This window comes from Candidatus Pantoea gossypiicola (genome assembly GCF_008632075.1).
In the GTDB taxonomy this organism is placed as follows: Bacteria; Pseudomonadota; Gammaproteobacteria; order Enterobacterales; family Enterobacteriaceae; genus Pantoea; species Pantoea gossypiicola.
The window spans coordinates 13,718-36,302 of record NZ_VWVM01000017.1; the positions used below are offsets into that span (position 1 = coordinate 13,718).

Annotated in this window: 17 protein-coding genes; 12 read left to right on the plus strand and 5 right to left on the minus strand. The window is 54.3% G+C overall.

Translation table 11 applies throughout. From position 1 onward, the window contains the following. Positions 1 to 155 precede the first annotated feature (155 nt). Both argE and ppc read left to right on the plus strand, forming a co-directional pair. Entirely contained in the window at positions 156 to 1,304 is a 1,149-nt protein-coding gene (argE, locus tag F3I20_RS18680; RefSeq protein ID WP_150014032.1) for an acetylornithine deacetylase, read from the plus strand. A 352-nt stretch (positions 1,305 to 1,656) separates the two neighbouring features. Then, a complete protein-coding gene (gene ppc, locus F3I20_RS18685) occupies positions 1,657 to 4,308 on the plus strand; it encodes a phosphoenolpyruvate carboxylase (protein ID WP_150014030.1) in 2,652 nt (883 codons plus the stop codon). A 95-nt stretch (positions 4,309 to 4,403) separates the two neighbouring features. Here the strand turns inward: ppc and metF are convergent, their stop codons facing one another. The 3 genes from metF to metB form a co-directional block, all read right to left on the minus strand. Continuing rightward, on the minus strand, positions 4,404 to 5,303 hold the full coding sequence (metF, locus tag F3I20_RS18690) for a methylenetetrahydrofolate reductase (protein ID WP_150014028.1): 900 nt from the start codon (positions 5,301 to 5,303) through the stop codon (positions 4,404 to 4,406). Between the two features lie 202 nt (positions 5,304 to 5,505). Next, positions 5,506 to 7,941, minus strand: coding sequence for a bifunctional aspartate kinase/homoserine dehydrogenase II (locus F3I20_RS18695; RefSeq protein WP_150014026.1), 2,436 nt, complete (start codon positions 7,939 to 7,941; stop codon positions 5,506 to 5,508). A gap of 2 nt (positions 7,942 to 7,943) precedes the next feature. Next, complete coding sequence (metB, locus tag F3I20_RS18700) at positions 7,944 to 9,104, minus strand: cystathionine gamma-synthase (RefSeq protein ID WP_150038111.1); 1,161 nt, start codon at positions 9,102 to 9,104, stop codon at positions 7,944 to 7,946. Positions 9,105 to 9,377: 273 nt separating this feature from the next. Between metB and metJ the strand changes: the two genes are divergently transcribed. The 3 genes from metJ to F3I20_RS18715 all read left to right on the plus strand — a co-directional run bounded on the left by metJ (position 9,378) and on the right by F3I20_RS18715 (position 13,369). Further along, the gene (gene metJ, locus F3I20_RS18705; protein WP_013359463.1) at positions 9,378 to 9,695 is read left to right on the plus strand and encodes a met regulon transcriptional regulator MetJ; all 318 of its coding nucleotides are present in this window, start codon (positions 9,378 to 9,380) and stop codon (positions 9,693 to 9,695) included. A gap of 287 nt (positions 9,696 to 9,982) precedes the next feature. Next, positions 9,983 to 11,698, plus strand: a complete 1,716-nt coding sequence (locus F3I20_RS18710; protein ID WP_150038110.1) for a ShlB/FhaC/HecB family hemolysin secretion/activation protein — start codon at positions 9,983 to 9,985, stop codon at positions 11,696 to 11,698. 66 nt (positions 11,699 to 11,764) lie between these two features. Beyond that, the gene (locus F3I20_RS18715) at positions 11,765 to 13,369 is read left to right on the plus strand and encodes a filamentous hemagglutinin N-terminal domain-containing protein (RefSeq protein WP_150014020.1); all 1,605 of its coding nucleotides are present in this window, start codon (positions 11,765 to 11,767) and stop codon (positions 13,367 to 13,369) included. A gap of 74 nt (positions 13,370 to 13,443) precedes the next feature. Here the strand turns inward: F3I20_RS18715 and rpmE are convergent, their stop codons facing one another. After that, on the minus strand, positions 13,444 to 13,659 hold the full coding sequence (gene rpmE / locus F3I20_RS18720) for a 50S ribosomal protein L31 (protein WP_003851227.1): 216 nt from the start codon (positions 13,657 to 13,659) through the stop codon (positions 13,444 to 13,446). A 225-nt stretch (positions 13,660 to 13,884) separates the two neighbouring features. Here rpmE and priA point away from each other — a divergent pair, with 225 nt between their 5' ends. From priA to rraA, 6 genes are all read left to right on the plus strand, one after another. Then, on the plus strand, positions 13,885 to 16,080 hold the full coding sequence (gene priA / locus F3I20_RS18725) for a primosomal protein N' (protein WP_150014018.1): 2,196 nt from the start codon (positions 13,885 to 13,887) through the stop codon (positions 16,078 to 16,080). A gap of 164 nt (positions 16,081 to 16,244) precedes the next feature. Then, positions 16,245 to 17,282: a DNA-binding transcriptional regulator CytR gene (cytR, locus tag F3I20_RS18730; RefSeq protein WP_061061101.1), complete on the plus strand. Its 1,038-nt coding sequence runs from the start codon at positions 16,245 to 16,247 to the stop codon at positions 17,280 to 17,282. Positions 17,283 to 17,434: 152 nt separating this feature from the next. Beyond that, complete coding sequence (ftsN, locus tag F3I20_RS18735; protein WP_150038109.1) at positions 17,435 to 18,418, plus strand: cell division protein FtsN; 984 nt, start codon at positions 17,435 to 17,437, stop codon at positions 18,416 to 18,418. A gap of 88 nt (positions 18,419 to 18,506) precedes the next feature. Further along, entirely contained in the window at positions 18,507 to 19,037 is a 531-nt protein-coding gene (gene hslV / locus F3I20_RS18740; RefSeq protein WP_003851234.1) for an ATP-dependent protease subunit HslV, read from the plus strand. Positions 19,038 to 19,047: 10 nt separating this feature from the next. Beyond that, on the plus strand, positions 19,048 to 20,385 hold the full coding sequence (gene hslU, locus F3I20_RS18745; protein WP_150014014.1) for an ATP-dependent protease ATPase subunit HslU: 1,338 nt from the start codon (positions 19,048 to 19,050) through the stop codon (positions 20,383 to 20,385). 158 nt (positions 20,386 to 20,543) lie between these two features. Beyond that, the gene (rraA, locus tag F3I20_RS18750; RefSeq protein WP_009088032.1) at positions 20,544 to 21,029 is read left to right on the plus strand and encodes a ribonuclease E activity regulator RraA; all 486 of its coding nucleotides are present in this window, start codon (positions 20,544 to 20,546) and stop codon (positions 21,027 to 21,029) included. 53 nt (positions 21,030 to 21,082) lie between these two features. Here the strand turns inward: rraA and zapB are convergent, their stop codons facing one another. Further along, positions 21,083 to 21,322 carry a cell division protein ZapB gene (gene zapB / locus F3I20_RS18755; protein WP_003851242.1) on the minus strand — a complete coding sequence of 80 codons (240 nt, stop codon included), beginning with the start codon at positions 21,320 to 21,322 and terminating at the stop codon, positions 21,083 to 21,085. Between the two features lie 405 nt (positions 21,323 to 21,727). On the opposite strand from zapB, the gene F3I20_RS18760 reads away from it, so the two are divergent. Next, positions 21,728 to 22,582 (plus strand): MIP/aquaporin family protein, encoded by an 855-nt coding sequence (locus tag F3I20_RS18760; protein WP_150014012.1) that lies wholly within the window; start codon positions 21,728 to 21,730, stop codon positions 22,580 to 22,582. Positions 22,583 to 22,585: the final 3 nt, after the last annotated feature.

A 22,585-nucleotide genomic window follows, 5' to 3' on the forward strand; every position in this document is an offset into this window, starting at 1 on the left:
CTTTTTACAGTCGCACGTTCCGGGTCGCGGCCTTGCCCCGTTACCCACCCTGTCATCTGCAGTGATTTATGGTTCCCTTGCAGAGGACGTTAATGTATTTTTATTCACTATTACTGCATGAATATGGATACATCCTAACCCAAGGACCGCCAACAGTGAAGACAAAATTACCGCCTTTTATTGAACTGTACAGCCAGTTAATCGCTACACCATCGATCAGTGCAACCGATGCCGCACTGGATCAGAGTAATGAAACTTTAATCAATTTGCTGGCCGGCTGGTTTCGCGACCTTGGCTTCAGCGTTGAAGTGCAGCCGGTGCCCGGCACCCGCAATAAATTTAACATGCTGGCGCGAACCGGCAGCGGAGCGGGCGGCCTGCTGTTAGCGGGTCATACGGATACCGTTCCCTTTGACGATGGCCGCTGGACGCGCGATCCCTTTACCCTGACCGAGCACGACAACAAGCTCTATGGTCTGGGCACGGCAGACATGAAAGGGTTCTTTGCCTTTATTCTCGATACGCTGCGCGATGTGGATGTCAGCACGCTGAGCAAGCCGCTCTATATCCTCGCCACGGCCGATGAAGAGACCACCATGGCGGGTGCTAAATATTTCTCGGAATCGACGCAACTGCGTCCCGACTGCGCCATCATCGGTGAACCGACCTCGCTGAAACCGGTGCGCGCGCACAAAGGCCATCTGTCGAATGTAATTCGTATTGAAGGGAAATCGGGCCATTCCAGCGATCCGGCGCGTGGCGTTAATGCTATTGAGCTGATGCATGAGTCGATCACCCATCTGATGCAACTGCGCAACACGCTGCAGGAGCGTTATCATCATGACGGCTTTGCCATCCCCTGGCCCACCATGAATTTCGGTCATATTCATGGCGGCGACGCTGCAAACCGTATCTGCGCCTGTTGTGAACTGCATATGGATATCCGACCACTGCCGGGCCTGTCGCTGAGCGATCTGGATGGATTACTGAACGAGGCGCTGGCACCGGTAAGTGCCCGCTGGCCGGGCCGTGTCACGGTGGCTGAGCTGCATCCGCCGATTCCGGGCTATGAGTGCCCGGCTAATCATGAACTGGTGAGCGTGGTAGAGAAATTGCTGGGTACGCCAACTGAGGTGGTGAACTACTGCACCGAAGCGCCGTTTATTCAGCAGCTCTGCCCGACGCTGGTCCTGGGTCCGGGTTCGATTAATCAGGCACACCAGCCAGATGAATTTATCGATACGGCATTTATTAAGCCAACGCGGGCACTTATCAGTCAGGTTGTGCAGCATTTTTGTCACTGATTGACAGTAAATGGGGCATTTCACTGTATTAACAGCAAAATGCCCCCTCATTCTGCGGGATTTAACAATAAGAATAACTTATCCCGCTTCCTTCCCAATAAATTCTGTGAATTTCCGTTAGTTAGCGCCATCTTCTGCACACTTTAACGCATTTGACGAACGCAACATTACGTGGCTAGATAAAAGACGATGTTATGCCCACCGGGTGATTATCCAGAACGTTTCAGAATGCGGACAGGCGGCAACGGAGCCGGTTCCCTTTAGAGTAGCGGGAACACGATGTTGCTGATTTTTTGCTGCCTGAAAGGTCGGGTGTAGAAGTTTTTAAAGACGATAAGGGTGTCAGGGTCCAATGAACGAACAATATTCCGCAATGCGAAGTAATGTCAGTATGCTCGGCAAACTGCTCGGGGATACGATTAAGGATGCACTGGGTGAGAACATCCTCGACCAGGTGGAAACCATCCGTAAGCTCTCCAAGTCATCCCGTGCAGGCAATGATACTCATCGTAAAGAGCTGCTCAATACGCTGCAGAACCTCTCCAACGAGGAGCTTCTGCCGGTTGCACGCGCATTCAGCCAGTTTCTGAACCTCACCAACGTGGCGGAGCAGTATCAGACCATCTCGCAGAGCGGTGAAGGTGAGAACCATCCTGAACTGCTGAAAAAGACTTTTGATACCCTGAAGCAGCAGAAAGATATCAGCGAAACTGACATCCTGGCGGCCATTGAGTCGCTGTCGCTTGAGCTGGTGCTGACTGCGCACCCGACCGAAATCACCCGTCGTACGCTGATTCACAAGCTGGTTGAAGTGAACAGCTGTCTGAAACAGCTCGACCACAGCGACGTCTCCGACTACGAGCGTAACCAGATTATGCGCCGTCTGCGTCAGCTGGTGGCACAGGCGTGGCACACCGATGAAATCCGCAAATACCGTCCGACCCCTGTCGACGAAGCCAAATGGGGCTTTGCCGTTGTTGAAAACAGCCTGTGGGAAGGCGTTCCCGCCTTCCTGCGTGAGCTGAATGAGCAGGTCGAAGAGGCCTTTGGTATCAGGCTGCCGGTCGATTTCGTGCCGGTTCAGTTCACCTCATGGATGGGTGGCGACCGCGATGGTAACCCGAACGTCACGGCATCGATCACCCGCCATGTGATGCAGCTAAGCCGCTGGAAAGCTACAGACCTGTTCCTGCGTGATATCGGCGTGCTGATCTCCGAGCTGTCGATGTCCGAGTGCAGCGAAGAGATCCGCGAACTCAGCGGCGAGCCGGAAGCGCTGGAACCTTATCGCGTAATCCTGAAACGCCTGCGCAGCCAGTTAATGTCTACCCAGTCATTCCTGGAACGCCGCCTGAAAGGTGAGCGTCTGCCGCGTCCGGCCGATCTGCTGGTCTCCAACGAGCAGCTGTGGGACCCACTGTTTGCCATCTATCAGTCACTGCAACAGTGCGGCATGGGCATTATCGCCAACGGGCAGTTGCTCGATACGCTGCGCCGCGTGAAATGCTTCGGCGTGCCACTGGTGCGTATCGATCTGCGTCAGGAAAGTACCCGCCACACAGAGGCGATTGCTGAAGTGACCCGCTACCTGGGTCTCGGCGATTATGAAAGCTGGTCCGAAGCGGACAAGCAGGCCTTCCTGATCCGTGAGCTGAACTCCAAACGTCCGCTGCTGCCTCGTCACTGGGAACCCAGCGATGAGACGCGTGAAGTGCTGGAGACCTGCCGCGTTGCGGCTGAAGCGCCACAGGGTTCTATTGCCGCCTATGTTATTTCGATGGCGAAAACCCCTTCCGACGTGCTGGCCGTACATCTGCTGCTGAAAGAAGCCGGTATCGGTTATGCGATGCCGGTTGCCCCGCTGTTTGAAACGCTTGATGACCTGAACAACGCGAATGACGTGATGAGCCAGCTGCTGAGCATTGACTGGTATCGCGGCTTTATTCAGGGCAAACAGATGGTGATGATTGGCTATTCTGACTCGGCAAAAGATGCCGGGGTGATGGCTGCCAGCTGGGCGCAGTATCAGGCACAGGATGCGCTGATTAAGACCTGCGAAAAAGCCGGGATTTCCCTGACGCTGTTCCACGGACGCGGCGGCAGTATTGGCCGCGGCGGCGCGCCTGCACATGCCGCACTGTTGTCACAACCGCCAGGCAGCCTGCGCGGCGGTCTGCGTGTGACCGAACAGGGCGAGATGATCCGCTTTAAATATGGCTTACCGGCCGTGACGATCGCCAGCCTGTCGCTCTACACCGGCGCGATTCTGGAAGCGAACCTGATGCCACCACCGGAGCCAAAACGCGAGTGGCGCGACATCATGGATCAGCTCTCTGCAGACTCCTGCGCAATGTATCGCGGGTATGTGCGTGAAAATGCGGACTTCGTCCCCTACTTCCGTTCGGCGACGCCGGAGCAGGAACTGGGTAAATTACCGCTCGGCTCACGTCCGGCTAAACGCCGCCCTACCGGTGGCGTGGAGTCGCTACGTGCGATTCCGTGGATTTTCGCCTGGACGCAGAACCGTCTGATGCTGCCTGCCTGGCTCGGTGCCGGCGCTGCTCTGCAGCAGGCGATGGCGGCTGGTCATCAGGATCAGCTGGAGGCGATGTGCCGCGACTGGCCGTTCTTCTCTACCCGTCTGGGCATGCTGGAGATGGTGTTCTCGAAAGCGGACCTGTGGCTGGCGGAATATTACGATCAGCGTCTGGTCGATAAATCACTCTGGCCGCTGGGCAAACAGCTGCGCGATCAGCTTGATGCCGATATCAAAGCGGTACTGACCATTGCCAATGACTCTCACCTGATGGCTGACCAGCCGTGGATTGCCGAGTCGATTGCACTGCGTAACGTCTATACCGATCCGCTCAACGTACTCCAGGCAGAATTGCTGCATCGTTCCCGTGCACAGGAAGCGCGGGGTGAAGAACCGGATGCCCGCGTTGAGCAGGCTCTGATGGTGACGATTGCGGGTGTCGCGGCAGGCATGCGCAATACCGGTTAACCCTGGTCAGGCGCGAACCACACTTCGCGCCGCCAGAGAGCAGCAGTAAAAAAGTCGGGTGATTCCCGACTTTTTTACTGGCTCAGGCAGAGCGGTTAAGCCGCTGCCGCAACCGGGCGTACTCCTAACGTGTGGCAGATGGCGTAACTCATTTCGGCACGGTTCAGCGTGTAAAAATGGAAATCTTTCACCCCTTCGCGTGACAGGATTTTCACCATATCCATCGCGATATTTGCCCCCACCATTTTGCGCGTTTCCGGATCGTCATCCAGACCGGCAAACATCGCGCTCATCCAGCCCGGCACGCGCACATTGGTCAGCGTGGCAAAGCGTTGCAGCTGTTTAAAGTTAGAGACCGGCAGGATGCCCGGCACAATTTCCACATCAATGCCGGTCGAGACACAGCGATCGCGGAAACGCAGATAGCTTTCGACGTCGAAAAAAAACTGGGTAATAGCCCGATTTGCGCCTGCATCAATTTTTCGTCTGAGATTAATCAGGTCAGCCTGGGCGCTTTTCGCCTCGGGATGGACTTCCGGATAGGCAGCGACAGAAATATCAAAATCGCCGACCTCTTTCAGCAGCGACACCAGATCGCTGCCGTACATTTCTGGCTTACCGCTGCCAGGTGGCAAATCGCCACGCAGCGCCACAATATGGCGGATGCCGTTGTTCCAGTAATCCTGAGCGATGTTGCGCAGTTCACCACGCGTCGCATCGACACAGGTCAGATGGGGTGCCGCTTCCAGGCCAGTGCGATCTTTAATGCCTTTGATAATGCTGTGAGTGCGATCGCGTTCACCTGAGTTCGCACCGTAAGTGACAGAAACGAATTTCGGTTTCAGACTGCTCAGGCGATCAATTGAGGACCACAGAGTCTCTTCCATTTCGCTGGTGCGCGGCGGAAAGAACTCAAAAGACACATTAATCTGCCCGTTCAGTTCAGCCAGGCTCTGGTTTAGCGCTTCGCGCTGATTAGCATGAAAGAAACTCATCCTGCACCCTCACTGATTAATAATCGACCCGTAAACATCTACACGTTCAGACGTCCAGATGTTCAAAATGACGCAATCTCAGTGTGCCGTCAACGTAAAAGTGGTCAACAGGCGTGATCAATTTTCAATCAACATGAAGGGATTTCAACAGGGAGGAGACAACACGTTGAAAACAGGCGCCGAAGCGCCTGATGAGGAAGGATTACAACAGCTGTGCGAGGCGATTTATATCTGACTGAATAGCGCCTGCGGTGACATCCCGGCCTGCGCCTGGCCCACGGATCACCAGTGGATTATCGCGATACCAGCGACTCTCAATGGCAAAGACGTTGTCGCACGGCAGCAGCGCGGCCAGCGGATGCTCTGGTCGCACCGCTTCAACACCTACGCGCGCCTTGCCGTTAGCATCAAAACGGGCAACGTAGCGCAGCACCAGGTCCATCTCCCGCGCGGCTTCCAGCCGCTGCAGCATCTGCTCGTTCAGCTCTTCGCCATTCTCAAAGAAGTGATCAATCGATCCCTGAAGACAGTTATTCGGCACCAGCGATTCAACCCGCACCTGATCCGGCTCGATGTTATAGCCCGCCTCACGCGCCAGGATCACCAGCTTGCGCATCACATCCTGACCCGAGAGATCGGCGCGCGGATCAGGCTCGGTTAAGCCCTGCTGCCACGCCTGATCCACCAGCTCGGTAAACGGCACCGTGCCATCAAACTGCAGGAACAGCCACGACAGCGTACCGGAGAAGATCCCGCTAATTGCCAGAATGGTATCGCCGCTGTCGCGCAGATCGCGCACCGTATAGTTAATCGGCAGGCCGGCACCAACAGTGGCGTTATAGAGCCAGTGACGTCCGGTTTTGGTGAAGGCATCGCGAATCTGCCGCCAGGTCTGGCTGTCAGACGCACCCGCAACCTTGTTGGCGCTGATCACATGAAAACCGTGACTGGCAAAGTCAAGATACTGCTGCGCCAGCGGTGTACTGGCCGTAACATCCAGTACCACCAGGTCATCGAAAGGGTGAGCACGCATCCACAGGAACAGCGACTCTTCATCGCGCTCCACCGCTTCATCATCAAAGAAGGCGAGCGCACGACTGGCATCCAGCCCGTTATAGCTCAGCAGGCTGCGGCTGCTGTCCGCGACGCCCGCCAGCACAAATTCAAAGCCGGTGCGCGCTGACAGCGTTTCCTGATCGCGGGCAAACAGCTCAAGCCAGCGTGAACCGATATTGCCTTTGCCAAACAGCATCAGACCGATACGCTTTTCTGCGCGGAACAGTGACTGATGCAGTCCCTGAATCAGGTGCTGAGTCGGCCCGACGCGCAGCACCGCGACTACGCTGATGTGATCTTCTGACTGCCAGATGAACTCAACCGGCTGATCTTTTAACTGCTGCCAGAAGCGATGAGTATGCAGCGGATTGCGGGTAACGCCTGCCCCAACCAGTGCCACCAGCGCCAGGCCGTCGCGCAGCTGCAGATGACCCGGCAGTCCGGCATCCTGTAGCAACGTGAAGGCGCTGTTAACCACCTCAGAGGTATAGCAGAGCTGCAGCAGCTGACGATCAGGATGGACGCCAAACGCCAGCGGGCGCAGCTGCGCACGCTTCAGCAGCAGGTCGATCTCTTTGTGCAGGATGGCGAAGTCATGCTGCTCTGGCAGCTGAATCTCAATCAGGCAAACATCATCGTGGCTGGTTACGATGCGCGCCCCGGTCCCGGAAGCCAGCACACGCTCGATGCGGGTTGAGCCCTGCTCTGGCTGATAGCTGCAGCGCAGTTGCAGGTCGATATCGCTGCCAGAGACCGGCTGCAGCGTGCGGGTATGCAGCACCGGAGCCGCCAGGCGAGCCAGCTCACTGGCTTCATCCAGCCTTAACAACGGCAGCAGACAGGCATCAGAAACTTTGCGGGGATCGGCGCTGTAAACGCCCGCGACATCGCTCCAGATGGTCACGCGTCCGACACCCGCCAGCGCGCCAATCTGTGTGGCGGAATAGTCGGAGCCGTTGCGGCCAAGCAGGACGGTTTCACCGGCATCGTTGCGGCTGATAAAGCCGGTCACTACGATGCGCTTTTGCGGATGCTGCGCCAGCAAAGTCTGCAGCAGGGGCCAGGATTTACCCTCATCCACCTGCGGCTGAGCAGCGCGTTCAGCACGCAGAAATTCACGCGCATCCAGCCAGCAGGCCTGCAGGTCACGCTGGCTCAATACCGCTGACATCAGGCGTGCCGACCATATTTCACCGTGCCCGACCACTTCGGCATAGACCGCATCGGTGATAGGCGCATCCAGCAGTACGGCAAGCTTTTCCAGATCGCGGATAAATGCAGTGATTAAAGGTTCGGCGATCTCAGCAGGCAGCAGCGCACCGATTAGTTCGCTCTGGTAGCGCCGTAAAGCCTGTTGCACCTGATGCGCAGAGAGCCGATCGTTCTGGCTCAGCTTCAGCCAGCTAATCAGCTGGTTGGTGGTTGAGCCTGCCGCGGAGACCACCATCAGATCGCCTGGCTGGCTGTAGTCCGCCATAATGCTGGCAACGCGCTGATAGCAACGCGCATCGGCCAGACTGCTGCCACCAAACTTATGCAACTGCCTGATGTTCGGCGTTCCCGCGCCTGCTGAAATCGTCATGCTTAACCCTCGGCTGCGATCCGGAATGCATTATCCAGATCGGCAATTAAATCTTCGTGATCTTCAATACCAACAGAAACCCGTAGCAGCGTATCGGAAATGCCTGCTGCCGCGCGTGCTTCTGCCGACATCCCCGCGTGCGTCATGGTGGCGGTATGGGAGATCAGACTTTCTACGCCGCCCAGCGATTCCGCCAGCGTAAATAGCCGCAACGCTTTCAGGAAGCGGCGCAGCAGCGCCTCATCACCGTCGACCTCGAAACTCAGCATAGCGCCAAAGCCGCGCTGCTGACGTACGGCATGTTCGTGCCCGGCGTTTTCCGGCAGCGAAGGATGATACAACTTTTTCACCCGCTTCTGCTGCTTCAGATACTCAACAATCGCGAGTGCATTGCGTTGTGCGGCTGCAATGCGTGGTGAAAGGGTACGAATGCCGCGCAGCAGCAGATAACTGTCAAATGCTGCGCCGGTCACGCCAATGTTATTTGCCCACCAGGCCAGGTCAGTCGCCAGTTGTGGATCTTTGGCAATGACAGCGCCCGCCACCACATCGGAGTGACCATTGAGGTATTTGGTACAGGAGTGGATCACCAGGTCCGCACCCAGCGCCAGAGGATTCTGCAGCGCCGGACTCATAAAGGTGTTGTCCACCACGCTGATGGCACCTGCCGCACGCGCAGCGGCGCAAATCGCGCTGATATCCACGACGCGCAGCAGCGGATTGCTGGGGCTTTCAATCAGCACCAGTTTGGGGTTTTCATCCAAGGCCGCCTGCAGCGCCACCGGGTCGCCCTGATCGACAAATTTCACCCGATACGCGCCGCGCTTGCTCAGGCTGTCAAATAACCGATAGCTGCCGCCATAACAGTCGTGTGGCGCAACCAGCAGATCGCCAGGCTTCAGGAATACCGTCGTGACCAGGTGAATAGCTGACATGCCGGTATTGGTCAATACCGCACCCGCTCCGCCTTCCAGTTCCGCCAGCGTACGTTGTACGACATCACGTGTGGGGTTACCACGACGGGAATAGTCATGTGCACGAGGCTCATTGAAATCCAGGAAGTTATAGGTTGTTGAGAGGTGGATGGGCGGGACAACGCAGCCATATTGCTCGTCATCATTCAAACCGCTGCGCACTGCGATGGTTGCCGGTTTACGCGTCATGAGCGAATTGTTCCTGAAGAGTTAAGAAAATGTAGTCCACAGAATATCACCCTCTAATTAGACGTCAATACATCTGGACATCTAAATGTCTTTGCGTATAGATTGAGCAAAAACGCAATAAACGCTAAAATTATGCGTCATCGCCTGGCGTTCCTCTCTGTGATGCAGAGGCGGCGAACGAAGAAAACCCGCCATATCAGGGGTCAGGCAGGAAAAAATCAGGCATAATCCGCTGATTTCCTCACATTTAACGTTTATTAATTAAGGTAACCCATGGCTGAATGGAACGGCGAATATATCAGCCCGTACGCTGAGCACGGTAAGAAGAGCGAGCAGGTCAAGAAGATTACAGTTTCTATCCCATTGAGCGTGCTGAAGATTTTAACGGATGAGCGTACCCGTCGTCAGGTGAATAACCTGCGTCACGCCACCAACAGCGAGTTGCTTTGCGAAGCCTTTTTACATGCCTTTACGGGCCAGCCGCTGCCGGATGACGTCGACCTGCGCAAAGAGCGTAATGATGAGATTCCGGAAGAAGCAAAAGCAATCATGCGCCAGATGGGTGTCGACCCGGATACCTGGGAGTATTGATTCCCGGGGTCCGGTTTCGCTTAACCCCGCTTCAGAGGAGCAGGCTCCGCTCAGGGAGCCGCTTTCTGATCCGATATGAACTGCTTTTGCTGCTTTCCGCAATTTGATTGACCCTTCTTAATATTACCCGTCAGACTTATCATAAAAATCCAGCCTGTTCTCATATTATTCCGTTATTTCTGTTGCAATAAAAATGCCTTTTTATTTCGATAATAGAATAATTACTATTGTTCACTAATATCTGCATCCGTAAAATTTTGTCTGAGCGACTATTTTACGGAAAGACAATGAGCATTAAATATAAAATAACGTCATCTGTATCTGCTTTTATTATTATCCTGGTCGCCTCAGTAGCCCTCTTCTCTTCTGATCGGGCGAAAGCTGCACCCGCTCTCACAGAGCCAAATGGGAATATCAATGCACTGCAACAGGATCGGGTACGCAAAGCGCAACTGATCCCTGAACCGCAGCGGGCAGCGTCTGAACAACAGCGCTTCCGGCAAGAAGAGATTCTCTTTCCGCATGAAAAAGAATGCTATCTTATCGATAAGGTTTCTTTAAAGCAGGATAACAAAAAACTTCATCTCGAAAAGTTAAGGTATTTTACTTCTCAGGCAGAAGGAAAATGTCTGGGTATCGCGGGTATAAGACTGCTGGCAAAAACCCTGCAGAATGAAATCATCCGGGCGGGTTATATCACCACACGTGTTAATTTACCGGAACAGAACCTGTCAGGTGGCGAATTAAAATTTGATATTAATGCTGGTAAAGTGGGAAAAATCGTTCTTAATAAATCCGGGGACGACTATATCAATTTAACCAGCACATTACCGTTCAAAGCGGGTGATGTGCTTGAACTCAGCGACCTTGAACAGGGTAGCCTTAATCTTCAGCGAGTACCGGGATCGCAGGTTAATGTCAATCTGGTGCCTGGCAGTGGCAAAGGTGAAAGTGACATCTATATCCAGCGCAGGCAGGATAAATACTGGCAGGTGGGTGCATGGCTCAATGATGCTGGCTCAGTTGCAACAGGCCGTTATCAGGGTGGTGCAGCGCTCTATCTGAATAATATCACCTCACTCAGTGACACCCTTTATGTCTCTTATGGCCACGATATTGCCCCGAAGCACACGATAAAAGGTAACAGTAATAAATCGATGGGTTATTCAATCCCCTGGGGATACTGGTGGCTCGATCTCTACGCCAGTCACAGTGATTACCGGCAATTTATGACCGGAAACTGGGCAAAATGGACGCTCAATAATAAGAACCGTTATTACAGTGCGCAACTCAATCGCCTGCTTTCACGAACCGTACATCAGACCAGTACGGTTGGCCTGCAAATATTTGACACGGAATCGCGCTACTCTCTGGATGATTTTGACCTTGTCAGCATGCATAAAAGAAGTGCGGGCTGGAAAGCGGTGCTGCAACATCAAATCAATGTTGATAATGCAGGTCTCGCAACCACACTAAGTTACCAAAGAAAGATGCCCTGGTTTAACAGCAGCAATACTGTTGAGCAGGAATATGGACTTATTGATAAGCAAGGCCGGATTGTCAATTTAGATCTTGAGGGTTCCGTCAACTTTCGTGTCTATGAAAACTGGCTGAATTACTCCCCTCATTTCAGCCTGCAATATTCGCCCGATAGCCTCTCGTCACTCAATCGCTTTTCGCTGGCAAACCGCTGGACGGTGCGCGGTTTCGATGGTGAATATTCTCTTCAGGACAATAAGGGATGGTACTGGCGCAACGATCTTAGCTGGATAATTCCCGGCAAACCGATTCAGCCCTATATCGGTGTTGATGCAGGCCAGGTCTATGGCAATTACAACCAGCAGTATTATACCGGGAAAACCGCCATAGGCAGCGCTGTCGGCCTGCGGGGAAAACTTCTGCAAACACGCTTTGATCTTTTTGCCGGTACCCCGCTAAAGAAACCACAAGCCTTTCACACTGATCCACTTACGCTGGGTTTTTCATTGCAATGGAAATATTAAAAAAGATGGAGATTTTTTAATAAAAAAGGCTTTAAAAAAACACTCACACAAAAAAGGATAGAAATAATGAAGAAGCATAAATTTAACCTGTTATTCGTGGCTACCGTAGCCACATTATGCAGCCAGCCTGCGCTGGCTGCACTCAATACTTACACGCATGCAAATGGATCGACGGTCGTTAATATTAACCAGGCTGATGCAAATGGTCTTTCACACAATATGTATCAGAACTTTAACGTCACCAGTGATGGAATGGTCCTGAATAATAGCACCGCAGATTTAGTGCGCGAAAGCGGTAATATTGCGCGAAACAGCAATCTGGATAAGTCAGCCAGCCTTATCCTGAATGAAGTTATCTCAAAAAGCTCATCTTCACTGAACGGCTATATTGAAGTCGCCGGTCAAAAAGCGGATGTCATTATCGCCAATCCGAATGGTATTACCTGCTCAGGCTGTAGCTTTATTAACACCGGACGCGCCACGCTGACCACCGGAACGCCTACTTTTACCGATGGTGCATTGACGGGTTTCAATGTGGCGAAAGGCACGATTACGGTTAATGGTGATGGTCTGAAAGGTGCTGATTACACCGACCTGCTGGCACAGAAAATTAATATCCAGGGACAGATCGCTACTAATCAATTGCAAGCGATTGCCGGTATCTATGATTACAATATCGCTTCCGGTTCGGCGACAGCGAGTGGAACGGCCAAAGCCTACGGCAACACCATTGATGTCAGCGCGCTGGGTGGGGCAACTGCGGGAATTATTCAGCTGCAGACTACTGATGCCGGTGCGGGTGTCAATAATAGCGGCATACTGAATGCGACTAATCTCTACATTACAGCTAATGGCACATTAACCAACAACGGCGCGATTGAAACCGGACTCCTGAGCGCCACCGCAGGTGGCAGCATAACGAACAGGGGAAAATTGTCTGCCAGCCAGGCTGTACTGCAGACAACGGACGCGTTCACCAATAACGGCACCATTAAAACGACGGATTACGCCACCATCGTCAGCCTGGGAAAAATTGCCAACAACAATAACGCACAAATTGAAGCTGCTGGCGCTGTAAATATTGCTTCTCTGGCCGGTAATATTGAGAACAGAGGAACAATCACGACACCAAAAAATTTGGCCATGCAGACCGGTTATAATACGGTTGACGGCGTCGTCACGGCTGTCGCCAACACCAGCCTGCTCAATTCAGGGACAATTGAGGCAGGAAATCTGAGTATGAATGCCGTTAAAGAGATCAGCCTCCTGTCTGGCGGAAACGTGACTTCACAGGGAATAGCCTATGTTTCTGCAACAAAGGTCTCTAACGCGGCGACTCTGACTGCTCAGAATGCCTCTGTTATGGCGAATGAGGTCAGCAATCAGGGCGTCATGCAGGCAACCGGACTGTTAAACGTGTCCGGTAAAAACGGCATCTCTAATAGCGGTACCATGAAGGCGGCCACACTGACGCTGGCCACAGACGAGAAAATCAGTAACTCATCCTGTTTATTCTGGGTGCTGTGCAGTAAAGGTACGATGTCAGCCGATAAAATCTCGATTACCGCACCGAAGATCGCCGCGATTGGTGATTTAGATGGTACTTATACGACGCAGGTACTTGAACTGAATAAGCCTGCGGCGACCCCGACAACGGACACCAGCCTGTAACAGCCATAAAAAAACCCAGCCGAAGCTGGGTTTTTTCTTGCCGCCGAACCCGCAGGTTCAGGTGCCTTTTAATCTTATTTTTTAGCGCCTGGCACGCTGAAACGCTTGTTAAAGCGGTCAACACGGCCACCAGTTGCCACTTCACGCTGCTTACCGGTATAGAACGGGTGGCATTTGCCACAAACGTCCAGGTTCAGTTCGTGAGTCAGTGTTGAACGGGTGTGAATCTCGTTGCCGCAGGTACATTTGATAGTAACTGCTTCATATTTCGGGTGAATACCTTGTTTCATGGGAAACCTCATAGAAGGCCGTGTCGCTCTCCGTGCCAGGCGTTAACCTGCACAGCACCACACGCGGTTGAACATTATAGGGTGTACTCCGGCCAGATATTTCTTACCGAAGGCCGCATATTATACAGATAAGTTTGGATTGCTGCAAATATATGCTGAGATACCCGCCATAGGGGCCAGCGTGTACACTAGCTTCCCCGATGATTGAGCCGGAAAGAGAGAGTTATGCCCGTTGTTCAGGTTGCCCTGCCCGTCCCCTTGCCCCGCCTGTTTGATTATCTGCCGCCTCAGGGTGCGCAGCCGGTCATTGGCGGGCGCGTGAGTGTGCCCTTTGGCAATCGCAGAATGATCGGGATTGTGGTTGCCTTTCGTGACAGCAGCGATCTGCCGGAAGCACAGCTCAAGCGCGTGGCTGAGGTGCTGGACAGTGAGTCTCTCTATCCCCCGTCGCTGTGGCGCATCCTGAACTGGGCTGCCAGCTACTACCATTCGCCGCAGGGTGAAGTGCTGAGCCACGCGATTCCGGTGCTACTGCGCCAGGGCAAAGCAGCGCAGGACAATCCCCTGTGGCGCTGGGAAATTACCGAGCAGGGCCGTGAAACCGCACCGGAAAGTTTAAAGCGGGCACCAAAACAGCAGCAGGCGCTGGCAGCACTGCGTCAGCAACCGCTTTATCGGCATCAGGTCAGTGAACACGATCTCACCGAGGCGACATTACAGGCATTGCGGGCTAAAGGATTATGCGAACTGCATGAGCACCAGCCGCAGATGCACGACTGGCGCACCACTTATGCTGTAAAAGGCGAGCGGCTGCGACTGAATACCGATCAGGCGATGGCCGTGGGTGCGATTCGGGCAGATGATGAACACTATTCCGCCTGGCTGCTGGCGGGCATCACCGGCTCCGGCAAAACTGAGGTTTACCTCAGCGTGCTGGAAAATGTGCTGGTACGGGGTAAACAGGCGCTGGTGCTGGTGCCGGAGATTGGCCTGACCCCGCAGACGATTGCCCGCTTTCGCGAACGTTTTGATGCACCCATCGATGTGCTGCACTCCGCATTAAATGACAGTGAACGGCTGGCCGTCTGGTTACGTGCGCGGCGCGGCGAAACGGCGATTGTGATTGGCACCCGCTCGGCGCTGTTTACGCCGCTGGCTCGTCCCGGCGTGATCATTATTGATGAAGAGCATGACAGCTCCTATAAACAGCAGGAAGGCTGGCGCTATCAGGCGCGCGATCTGGCTGTGTTCCGTGCCCATGAAGAGGATATCCCGATTGTCATGGGCTCGGCGACACCGGCTCTGGAGACGCTGCACAATGTCCGCAGCGGCAAGTATCGCCAGCTCGACCTGACAAAACGCGCCGGCAACGCCCGACCGGCGCTGCAACAGCTTATCGACTTAAAAGGCGTGCAGCTGATCGGCGGCCTGGCACCGGGTCTGATTGGTAAAATGCGCCAGCATCTGCAGGCCGACAATCAGGTGTTGCTGTTTCTTAACCGCCGCGGTTTTTCTCCAGCCCTGCTATGTCACGACTGCGGCTGGATTGCCGAGTGTACACGTTGTGATCGCTACTACACCCTGCATCAGCACCACCGTCAGCTACGCTGCCATCATTGCGACAGCCAGCGGCCGCTACCTAATCAGTGTCCACAGTGTGGCTCGACCCATCTGCTGCCGGTCGGCGTCGGCACTGAACAGCTGGAGCAGCAGCTCGGCACACTCTTCCCTGGCGTGCCGGTATCGCGCATTGATCGTGATACCACCAGCCGCAAAGGGGCGCTGGAGCAGCACCTGGCTGACGTCCATCGTGGCGGCGCACGTATCCTGGTCGGCACCCAGATGCTGGCCAAGGGCCATCACTTCCCCGATGTCACACTGGTCTCGCTGCTGGATGTGGATGGTGCCCTGTTCTCAGCCGATTTCCGTGCGGCGGAGCGCTTTGCTCAGCTTTACACTCAGGTCGCCGGCCGTGCTGGCCGTGCCGGAAAGCAGGGCGAGGTGGTGCTGCAGACTCACCATCCGGAACACCCTTTACTGCAGACACTGCTGCATCAGGGTTATTCGGCCTTCGCGCAGCAGGCACTGCTGGAGCGACAGGCGGTTCACCTGCCACCCTGGAGCCGCCATGCGCTGTTCCGCGCGGAAGATATGGATAACCAGCAGGCAGCCGAATTTTTGCAACAACTTCGTAACCTGCTGGAAGCGAGCCCGCTGAATGATAAGGCAATGTGGTTTATGGGCCCGTTGCCCGCTTTGCAGCCCAAACGCAGTGGACGCTGGCGCTGGCAACTGCTGTTACAGCATCCTTCCCGGCAACGTCTGCAACAGTTACTGAGCAGTTCGTTGCCGCTGGTTTCAACGCTCCCCGCTGCGCGCAAAGTGAAATGGACGCTGGATATCGACCCGACCGAGAGCTGATTTTTGCTGACACTGCGAGCCAGATCGAAAAACGTCGCATAAGTCACAATTTTTATGCAAATTAAGTAACAACCAGCCGGGCAATCGTTAACAATGTTGCCCGAATTGCTTTCAGGTCAGGCAAAAACAGAATCGAACGCGCCATAACGCGTCAGGAGCATGTGTTGGAGCAGAATCAACAACCGCCCGCCGCCACAATGAAGGATGTCGCGGAGCACGCAGGCGTCTCAACCGCCACCGTATCGCGTGCGCTAATGAATCCGGAGAAGGTTTCTGCGGCGACCCGCCAGAAAGTCGAGCAGGCAGTTGCCGCCGTCGGCTATGCAGCACATGGCCCCACACGCAACGCGCGGCGTAACGAAACGCGAACCATCCTCGTTATTGTCCCTGACATCTGCGATCCCTTCTTTAGTGAAATCATTCGTGGCGTCGAAGTCACGGCAGCCGAAGAGGGCTATCTGGTCCTGATTGGTGACTGCGCTCATCAGAATCAGCAGGAGCGAACCTTTCTCAATCTGATGGTCACACGACAGATCGATGGCATGGTGCTGCTCGGATCACAGTTGCCCTTTGATGCCAGCATTGATGAGCAACGTAACTTGCCGCCCATGGTGATGGCGAATGAGTTTGCGCCGGAAATGTCACTGCCCACGGTTCACATCGATAATCTGACCGCCGCATTTGAAGCGGTGAATCATTTACTGCAGTTAGGCCACACGCAGATCGCTTGTATCGCCGGGCCGGAAGAGATGCCGCTCTGTCAGTATCGGTTGCAGGGCTATGTACAGGCGATGCGTCGCAGCGGGCTGACGGTCGACCCCACCTATATTGTGCGCGGTGATTTTACGTTTGAAGCAGGCGTTGCCGCCATGAATCAGCTGATGACCCTGCCCCAACCCCCGCGCGCCCTGTTCTGCCATAGCGATATTATGGCGCTGGGGGCGATGAATCAGGCCAGACGTTGTGGGCTGCGGATACCGGAGGATCTCTCTGTAGTGGGATTTGATGACATTGAACTGTCACGTTACTGCGAGCCACCGCTGACCACGGTGACACAGCCACGTTACCAGATTGGTCGGGAAGCGATGTTGCTGCTGCTGGATGAGTTAAATGGCAAACGGGTGATCAGCGGATCGCGGTTGCTGGATGCCGGCTTAACGATTCGTGGCAGTACGGCGCGCGCAAAAAAACGTGAAAAATAAGCCTGTTCGTCTGGTTTTTTCAGTAGATTCTTAAAGCGAACACTGCTGGTCAAAGTTCCGACCCTTGAGTAACATGGCGGACTCCTTGCCGGGCGCGTAAAAATCATCATTTCGCCCATCTGGCACTATTTTTGAAGGGTATAAGAACGAGAGTGGCACAAAAAGATTACGTAGGCCGCGGGCGTTCAACAGGGACGCGTCGCAAAAAAAGCCCCAGCCGTGGCAAGAAGAGCAAAGGCGGTTCGGGAACATCTAAACTGATGATTGTACTGGCGGTCGCAGTGTTAGTGACCTTTGCCGGTGGTTTATGGTTCCTGGCGCATCACAAGAAAGAAGACGTGCCGGTCATTACGGATCATAAAGCCAACGGCAATGGCTTGCCGCCGAAGCCAGAAGAGCGCTGGAAATATATTAAAGAGCTGGAGAACCGTCAGGTCACCGTGCCGACGCCTATCGAACCCTCTTCTGGTGGCGAAGTGAAGTCGCAGACCCAACTGACCGACGAGCAGCGCCAGTTGCTGGAGCAGATGCAGGCGGATATGCGTCAGCAGCCCACGCAGCTCAACGAAGTGCCGTGGAACGAACAGACCCCGGCACAACGTCAGCAAACGCTGCAGCATCAGCAGCAGTTGCAACAGCTGCAACGTCAGCAGCAGCAGGTTCAGCAGCAGCAACTGCAACAACAGCGCCAGCAGTTGCAGGCCCAGCAGCAGCAACGCCAGCAGCAGTTGCAGCAACAACAACAGCGTCAGCAACAGCAGCAATTACAACAACAGCAACGTCAGCAGCAGCAGCAGCAGCAGCAAAACGTACAGCGCCAGACGCAGCCTGCACCTATCACGCGGGAGCCGGACGTACAGTCAAAACCGCAGGAGACCGCGAAGGCGAAACCAGCGGAGAAAGCCTCTTCGCAGCGCTGGATGGTGCAGTGTGGTTCGTTCAAAGGCACCGACCAGGCTGAATCGGTGCGTGCAGGCTTAGCCTTTGAAGGTTTTGAAAGCCGTATTACTACCGGTGGCGGCTGGAATCGCGTGGTTATCGGTCCTTATAAAGACCGCGCATCCGCTGACAGCACCCTGAAACGCCTGCGCAGTTCCGGACACTCCAGCTGTATTCCACTCTCCGTCGGGGGTTGAAACCCGTCAAACCCGCCCCATATCTGTTGCATGATACTCCGCGCCCCGTGCGCGGAGTCCTTTTCCGACTGCAACAAGGGGTCTGCCCGTGACAACAATAGTAAGTGTACGACGCAACGGCCAGGTAGTGATTGGCGGTGATGGCCAGGCTACGCTCGGCAATACCGTGATGAAAGGCAACGTTAAAAAAGTGCGTCGTTTATACAACGATAAGGTGATTGCCGGATTTGCTGGCGGCACCGCAGACGCCTTCACCCTGTTTGAACTTTTCGAACGCAAACTGGAAATGCATCAGGGCCACCTGGTGAAAGCCGCGGTGGAGCTGGCGAAAGACTGGCGTACCGACCGTATGCTGCGTCGCCTGGAAGCCTTACTGGCCGTCGCAGATGAGTCAGCCTCTCTGATCATCAGCGGTAACGGTGACGTCATCCAGCCTGAAAACGACCTGATCGCCATCGGCTCCGGTGGGCCTTTCGCCCAGGCAGCGGCACGTGCGCTGCTGGAGAATACCGAAATGGGCGCACGCGACATCGTCGAGAAGTCGCTGAATATCGCGGGTGATATCTGCATCTACACTAACCACAACGTTAATTTTGAAGAATTAACGTCTAAGGCGTAAGGGTATAAATATGTCTGAGATGACTCCACGCGAAATCGTCAGCGAACTGAACCGCTTTATCATCGGCCAGGACAGCGCCAAGCGCGCCGTGGCTATTGCACTGCGCAACCGCTGGCGCCGCATGCAGCTCGACGAAGAGCTGCGCCATGAAGTGACCCCTAAAAACATCCTGATGATCGGTCCGACCGGTGTCGGTAAAACCGAGATAGCGCGTCGTCTGGCTAAGCTGGCCAACGCACCGTTCATCAAAGTTGAAGCGACTAAATTTACCGAAGTGGGTTATGTCGGTAAGGAAGTGGACTCTATCATTCGTGATCTGACCGATTCGGCCATTAAGATGGTTCGCAGTCAGGCGATTGAAAAGAACAAATACCGTGCCGAAGAGATGGCCGAAGAGCGTATTCTCGATGTGCTGATTCCGCCTGCGAAAAATAACTGGGGCCAGGCAGAGCAGAGCGCTGAGCCGTCTGCAGCACGCCAGTCGTTCCGCAAAAAGCTGCGCGAAGGCCAGCTGGACGATAAAGAGATTGAGATCGATCTGGCCGCCAGCGCGCCTGGTGTTGAGATCATGGCACCTCCTGGCATGGAAGAGATGACCAGCCAGCTGCAGTCAATGTTCCAGAACCTCGGCGGTCAGAAGCAGAAAGCGCGCAAGCTGAAGATCAAAGAAGCGATGAAGCTGCTGATCGAAGAAGAAGCGGCAAAGCTGGTTAATCCGGAAGAGCTTAAGCAGGACGCGATTGATGCGGTTGAGCAGCACGGTATCGTGTTTATCGATGAGATCGACAAAATCTGTAAGCGCGGCGGCCAGAATGCTGGCGGCCCGGATGTTTCTCGCGAAGGTGTTCAGCGCGACCTGCTGCCGCTGGTTGAAGGCTGTACCGTCTCGACCAAACATGGCATGGTGAAAACCGACCACATTCTGTTTATCGCTTCAGGCGCGTTCCAGGTGGCCAGCCCTTCCGACCTGATTCCGGAATTGCAGGGTCGTCTGCCAATTCGTGTAGAGCTGCAGGCGCTGACCGTGAATGATTTCCAGCGCATCCTGACCGAGCCGAATGCCTCCATCACCGTGCAGTACAAAGCGCTGATGAATACTGAGGGCGTGAACATTGAGTTCACCGAAGAGGGTATCCGCCGGATCGCTGAAGCCGCATGGCAGGTCAACGAAACGACCGAAAACATCGGTGCGCGCCGTCTGCATACCGTGCTTGAACGTCTGATGGAAGATATCTCGTATGAGGCCAGCGATCGTCACGGTGAATCCGTGACCATCGATGCTGATTATGTCGGCAAACATCTGGATGAACTGGTGGCTGACGAAGACCTTAGCCGCTTCATTCTCTGATTCACTGAATCAGCGCTTTTCAGACGCCCAGCCCATCCGGCTGGGCTTTTTTATGCATGTTCTTGATCGAACGATGCTTTTTTCATACTGATGATTTTGCCAACAATCTGCATATAGCGATATACTTACCCTTCCTGTGGCAAACAGACGAAACCCTTATGAAATACGATACATCTGAACTCTGCGATATCTACCATGAAGAAGTGAATGTTGTTGAACCGCTTTTTTCAAACTTTGGTGGGCGCACTTCATTCGGTGGTCAGATTACCACAGTGAAATGCTTTGAAGACAACGGCTTACTCTACGACCTGCTGGAAGAAAATGGCCGCGGCCGGGTGCTGGTGATTGATGGCGGCGGTTCTGTGCGTCGGGCGCTGGTGGATGCGCAGCTGGCACGTCTGGCAGCCACTAACGAGTGGGAAGGCCTGGTCATCTACGGGTCAGTACGTCAGGTTGACGAGCTGGAAGAGCTGGAGATTGGTATCCAGGCCATTGCCGCGATTCCGGCAGGCGCTGCGGGTGAAGGGATTGGCGAGAGCGATGTGCGCGTCAATTTCGGCGGCGTCACTTTCTTTTCCGGCGACCATCTCTATGCCGATAACACCGGTATCATTCTGTCAGAGGATGCGCTGGATCTCGAATAGGCCAGACATGAAAACGGGTGCCTGAGCACCCGTTTTTCACATCAGCTGAGGCTTCAAACCTCTTCCATTTTTCCCAGCAAGGCACGCAGACGTTCCTGCCATACGTGTTGCTCTTCTTTCAGGTGCTGATTTTCACGCATCAGCGCATCGTGGTTGCCCGCGACTTGTTGCGCATCGTTACGCAGTGAGTTGTTCTGCTCTTTCAGCTCTTCGATTTCCATCTGCAACAGGGTGATGGTATCAATCGCCTGCTGTACTTTCGCTTCCAGTTTCTCAAACACTTCAAATGACATCTTTCTGACCTCTCCTAAATTCCTGCAAGGCGTTGATGATGCCAGCTTAAGCCAGCAACGTTGTCCCGATTGTATGTAGCCTCACCCCGCAAGTCCAGCAACGCGGCCTTTGCGGGCGTAGTCTGTAACACTTTTCAGCCAATACCTGAAATTACGCTGCGCTTACTGCAGCTGCGTTCTGGCACTGGCCCGTTAATGCTGTAAAGAGGCGCGAATAATGGGTTAAGAAAGCCAGAATACGCGAAAACGCGCATTTTTATGACACAGTACACAAAAAACGATTTCGCTATTTCTCGTTTATGTTCGTTAACGATAAATTCACATCAGCCCTACATAAAAGCTGGGTGCCTCATGGACTGAGAACAAAAACTGATAAAATTTAACCTCGCTTCAGGAACCACTATTATGAGTCAGACAACTAACACGCTCAAAGGTCAGTGTATTGCCGAATTTCTGGGGACAGGCTTGATTATTTTCTTCGGCGCAGGCTGTGTGGCTGCTCTGAAACTTGCCGGTGCCGCCTTCGGTCAGTGGGAAATCTGCATTATCTGGGGCTTAGCCGTCTCAATGGCTGTCTATCTTACCGCTGGGGTTTCAGGTGCGCATCTCAACCCTGCCGTTACGGTTGCGCTCTGCCTGTTCGCCAACTTCGAAGGCCGTAAAGTGGTGCCGTTTATTCTGGCGCAAATCGCCGGGGCATTCTGCGCGGCCGCGCTGGTTTATGGCCTCTACTACAGCCTCTTTTTCGATTACGAACAAAGTCATCAGATGGTACGCGGTACGGTTCAGAGTCTGGATCTGGCGGGTATCTTCTCAACTTATCCCAACCCGCACATCAGCGTAGGTCAGGCGTTCCTGGTCGAGATGGTGATTACTGCCGTGCTGATGGCAGTGATTATGGCGCTGACCGACGATGGCAACGGTGTACCACGTGGGCCGATGGCACCGCTGTTAATCGGCCTGCTGGTCGCGGTCATTGGTGGATCAATGGGTCCGCTGACCGGCTTTGCTCTTAACCCGGCACGTGATTTCGGACCTAAGCTGTTCGCCTTCTTCGCTGGCTGGGGTAACGTTGCCTTCACAGGAGGTAAAGATATTCCTTACTTCCTGGTCCCTATTTTTGGCCCGCTGGTCGGTGCCTGCCTGGGTGCAGTCGGTTATCGCACACTGATTGGCCGCTACCTGCCAGGTGCCGCGAAAGAACCTGCAAATATTCCAGCAGACAAACCGGTTGCACGCGCTCAGCAGCGTAAAGCGTAAGTT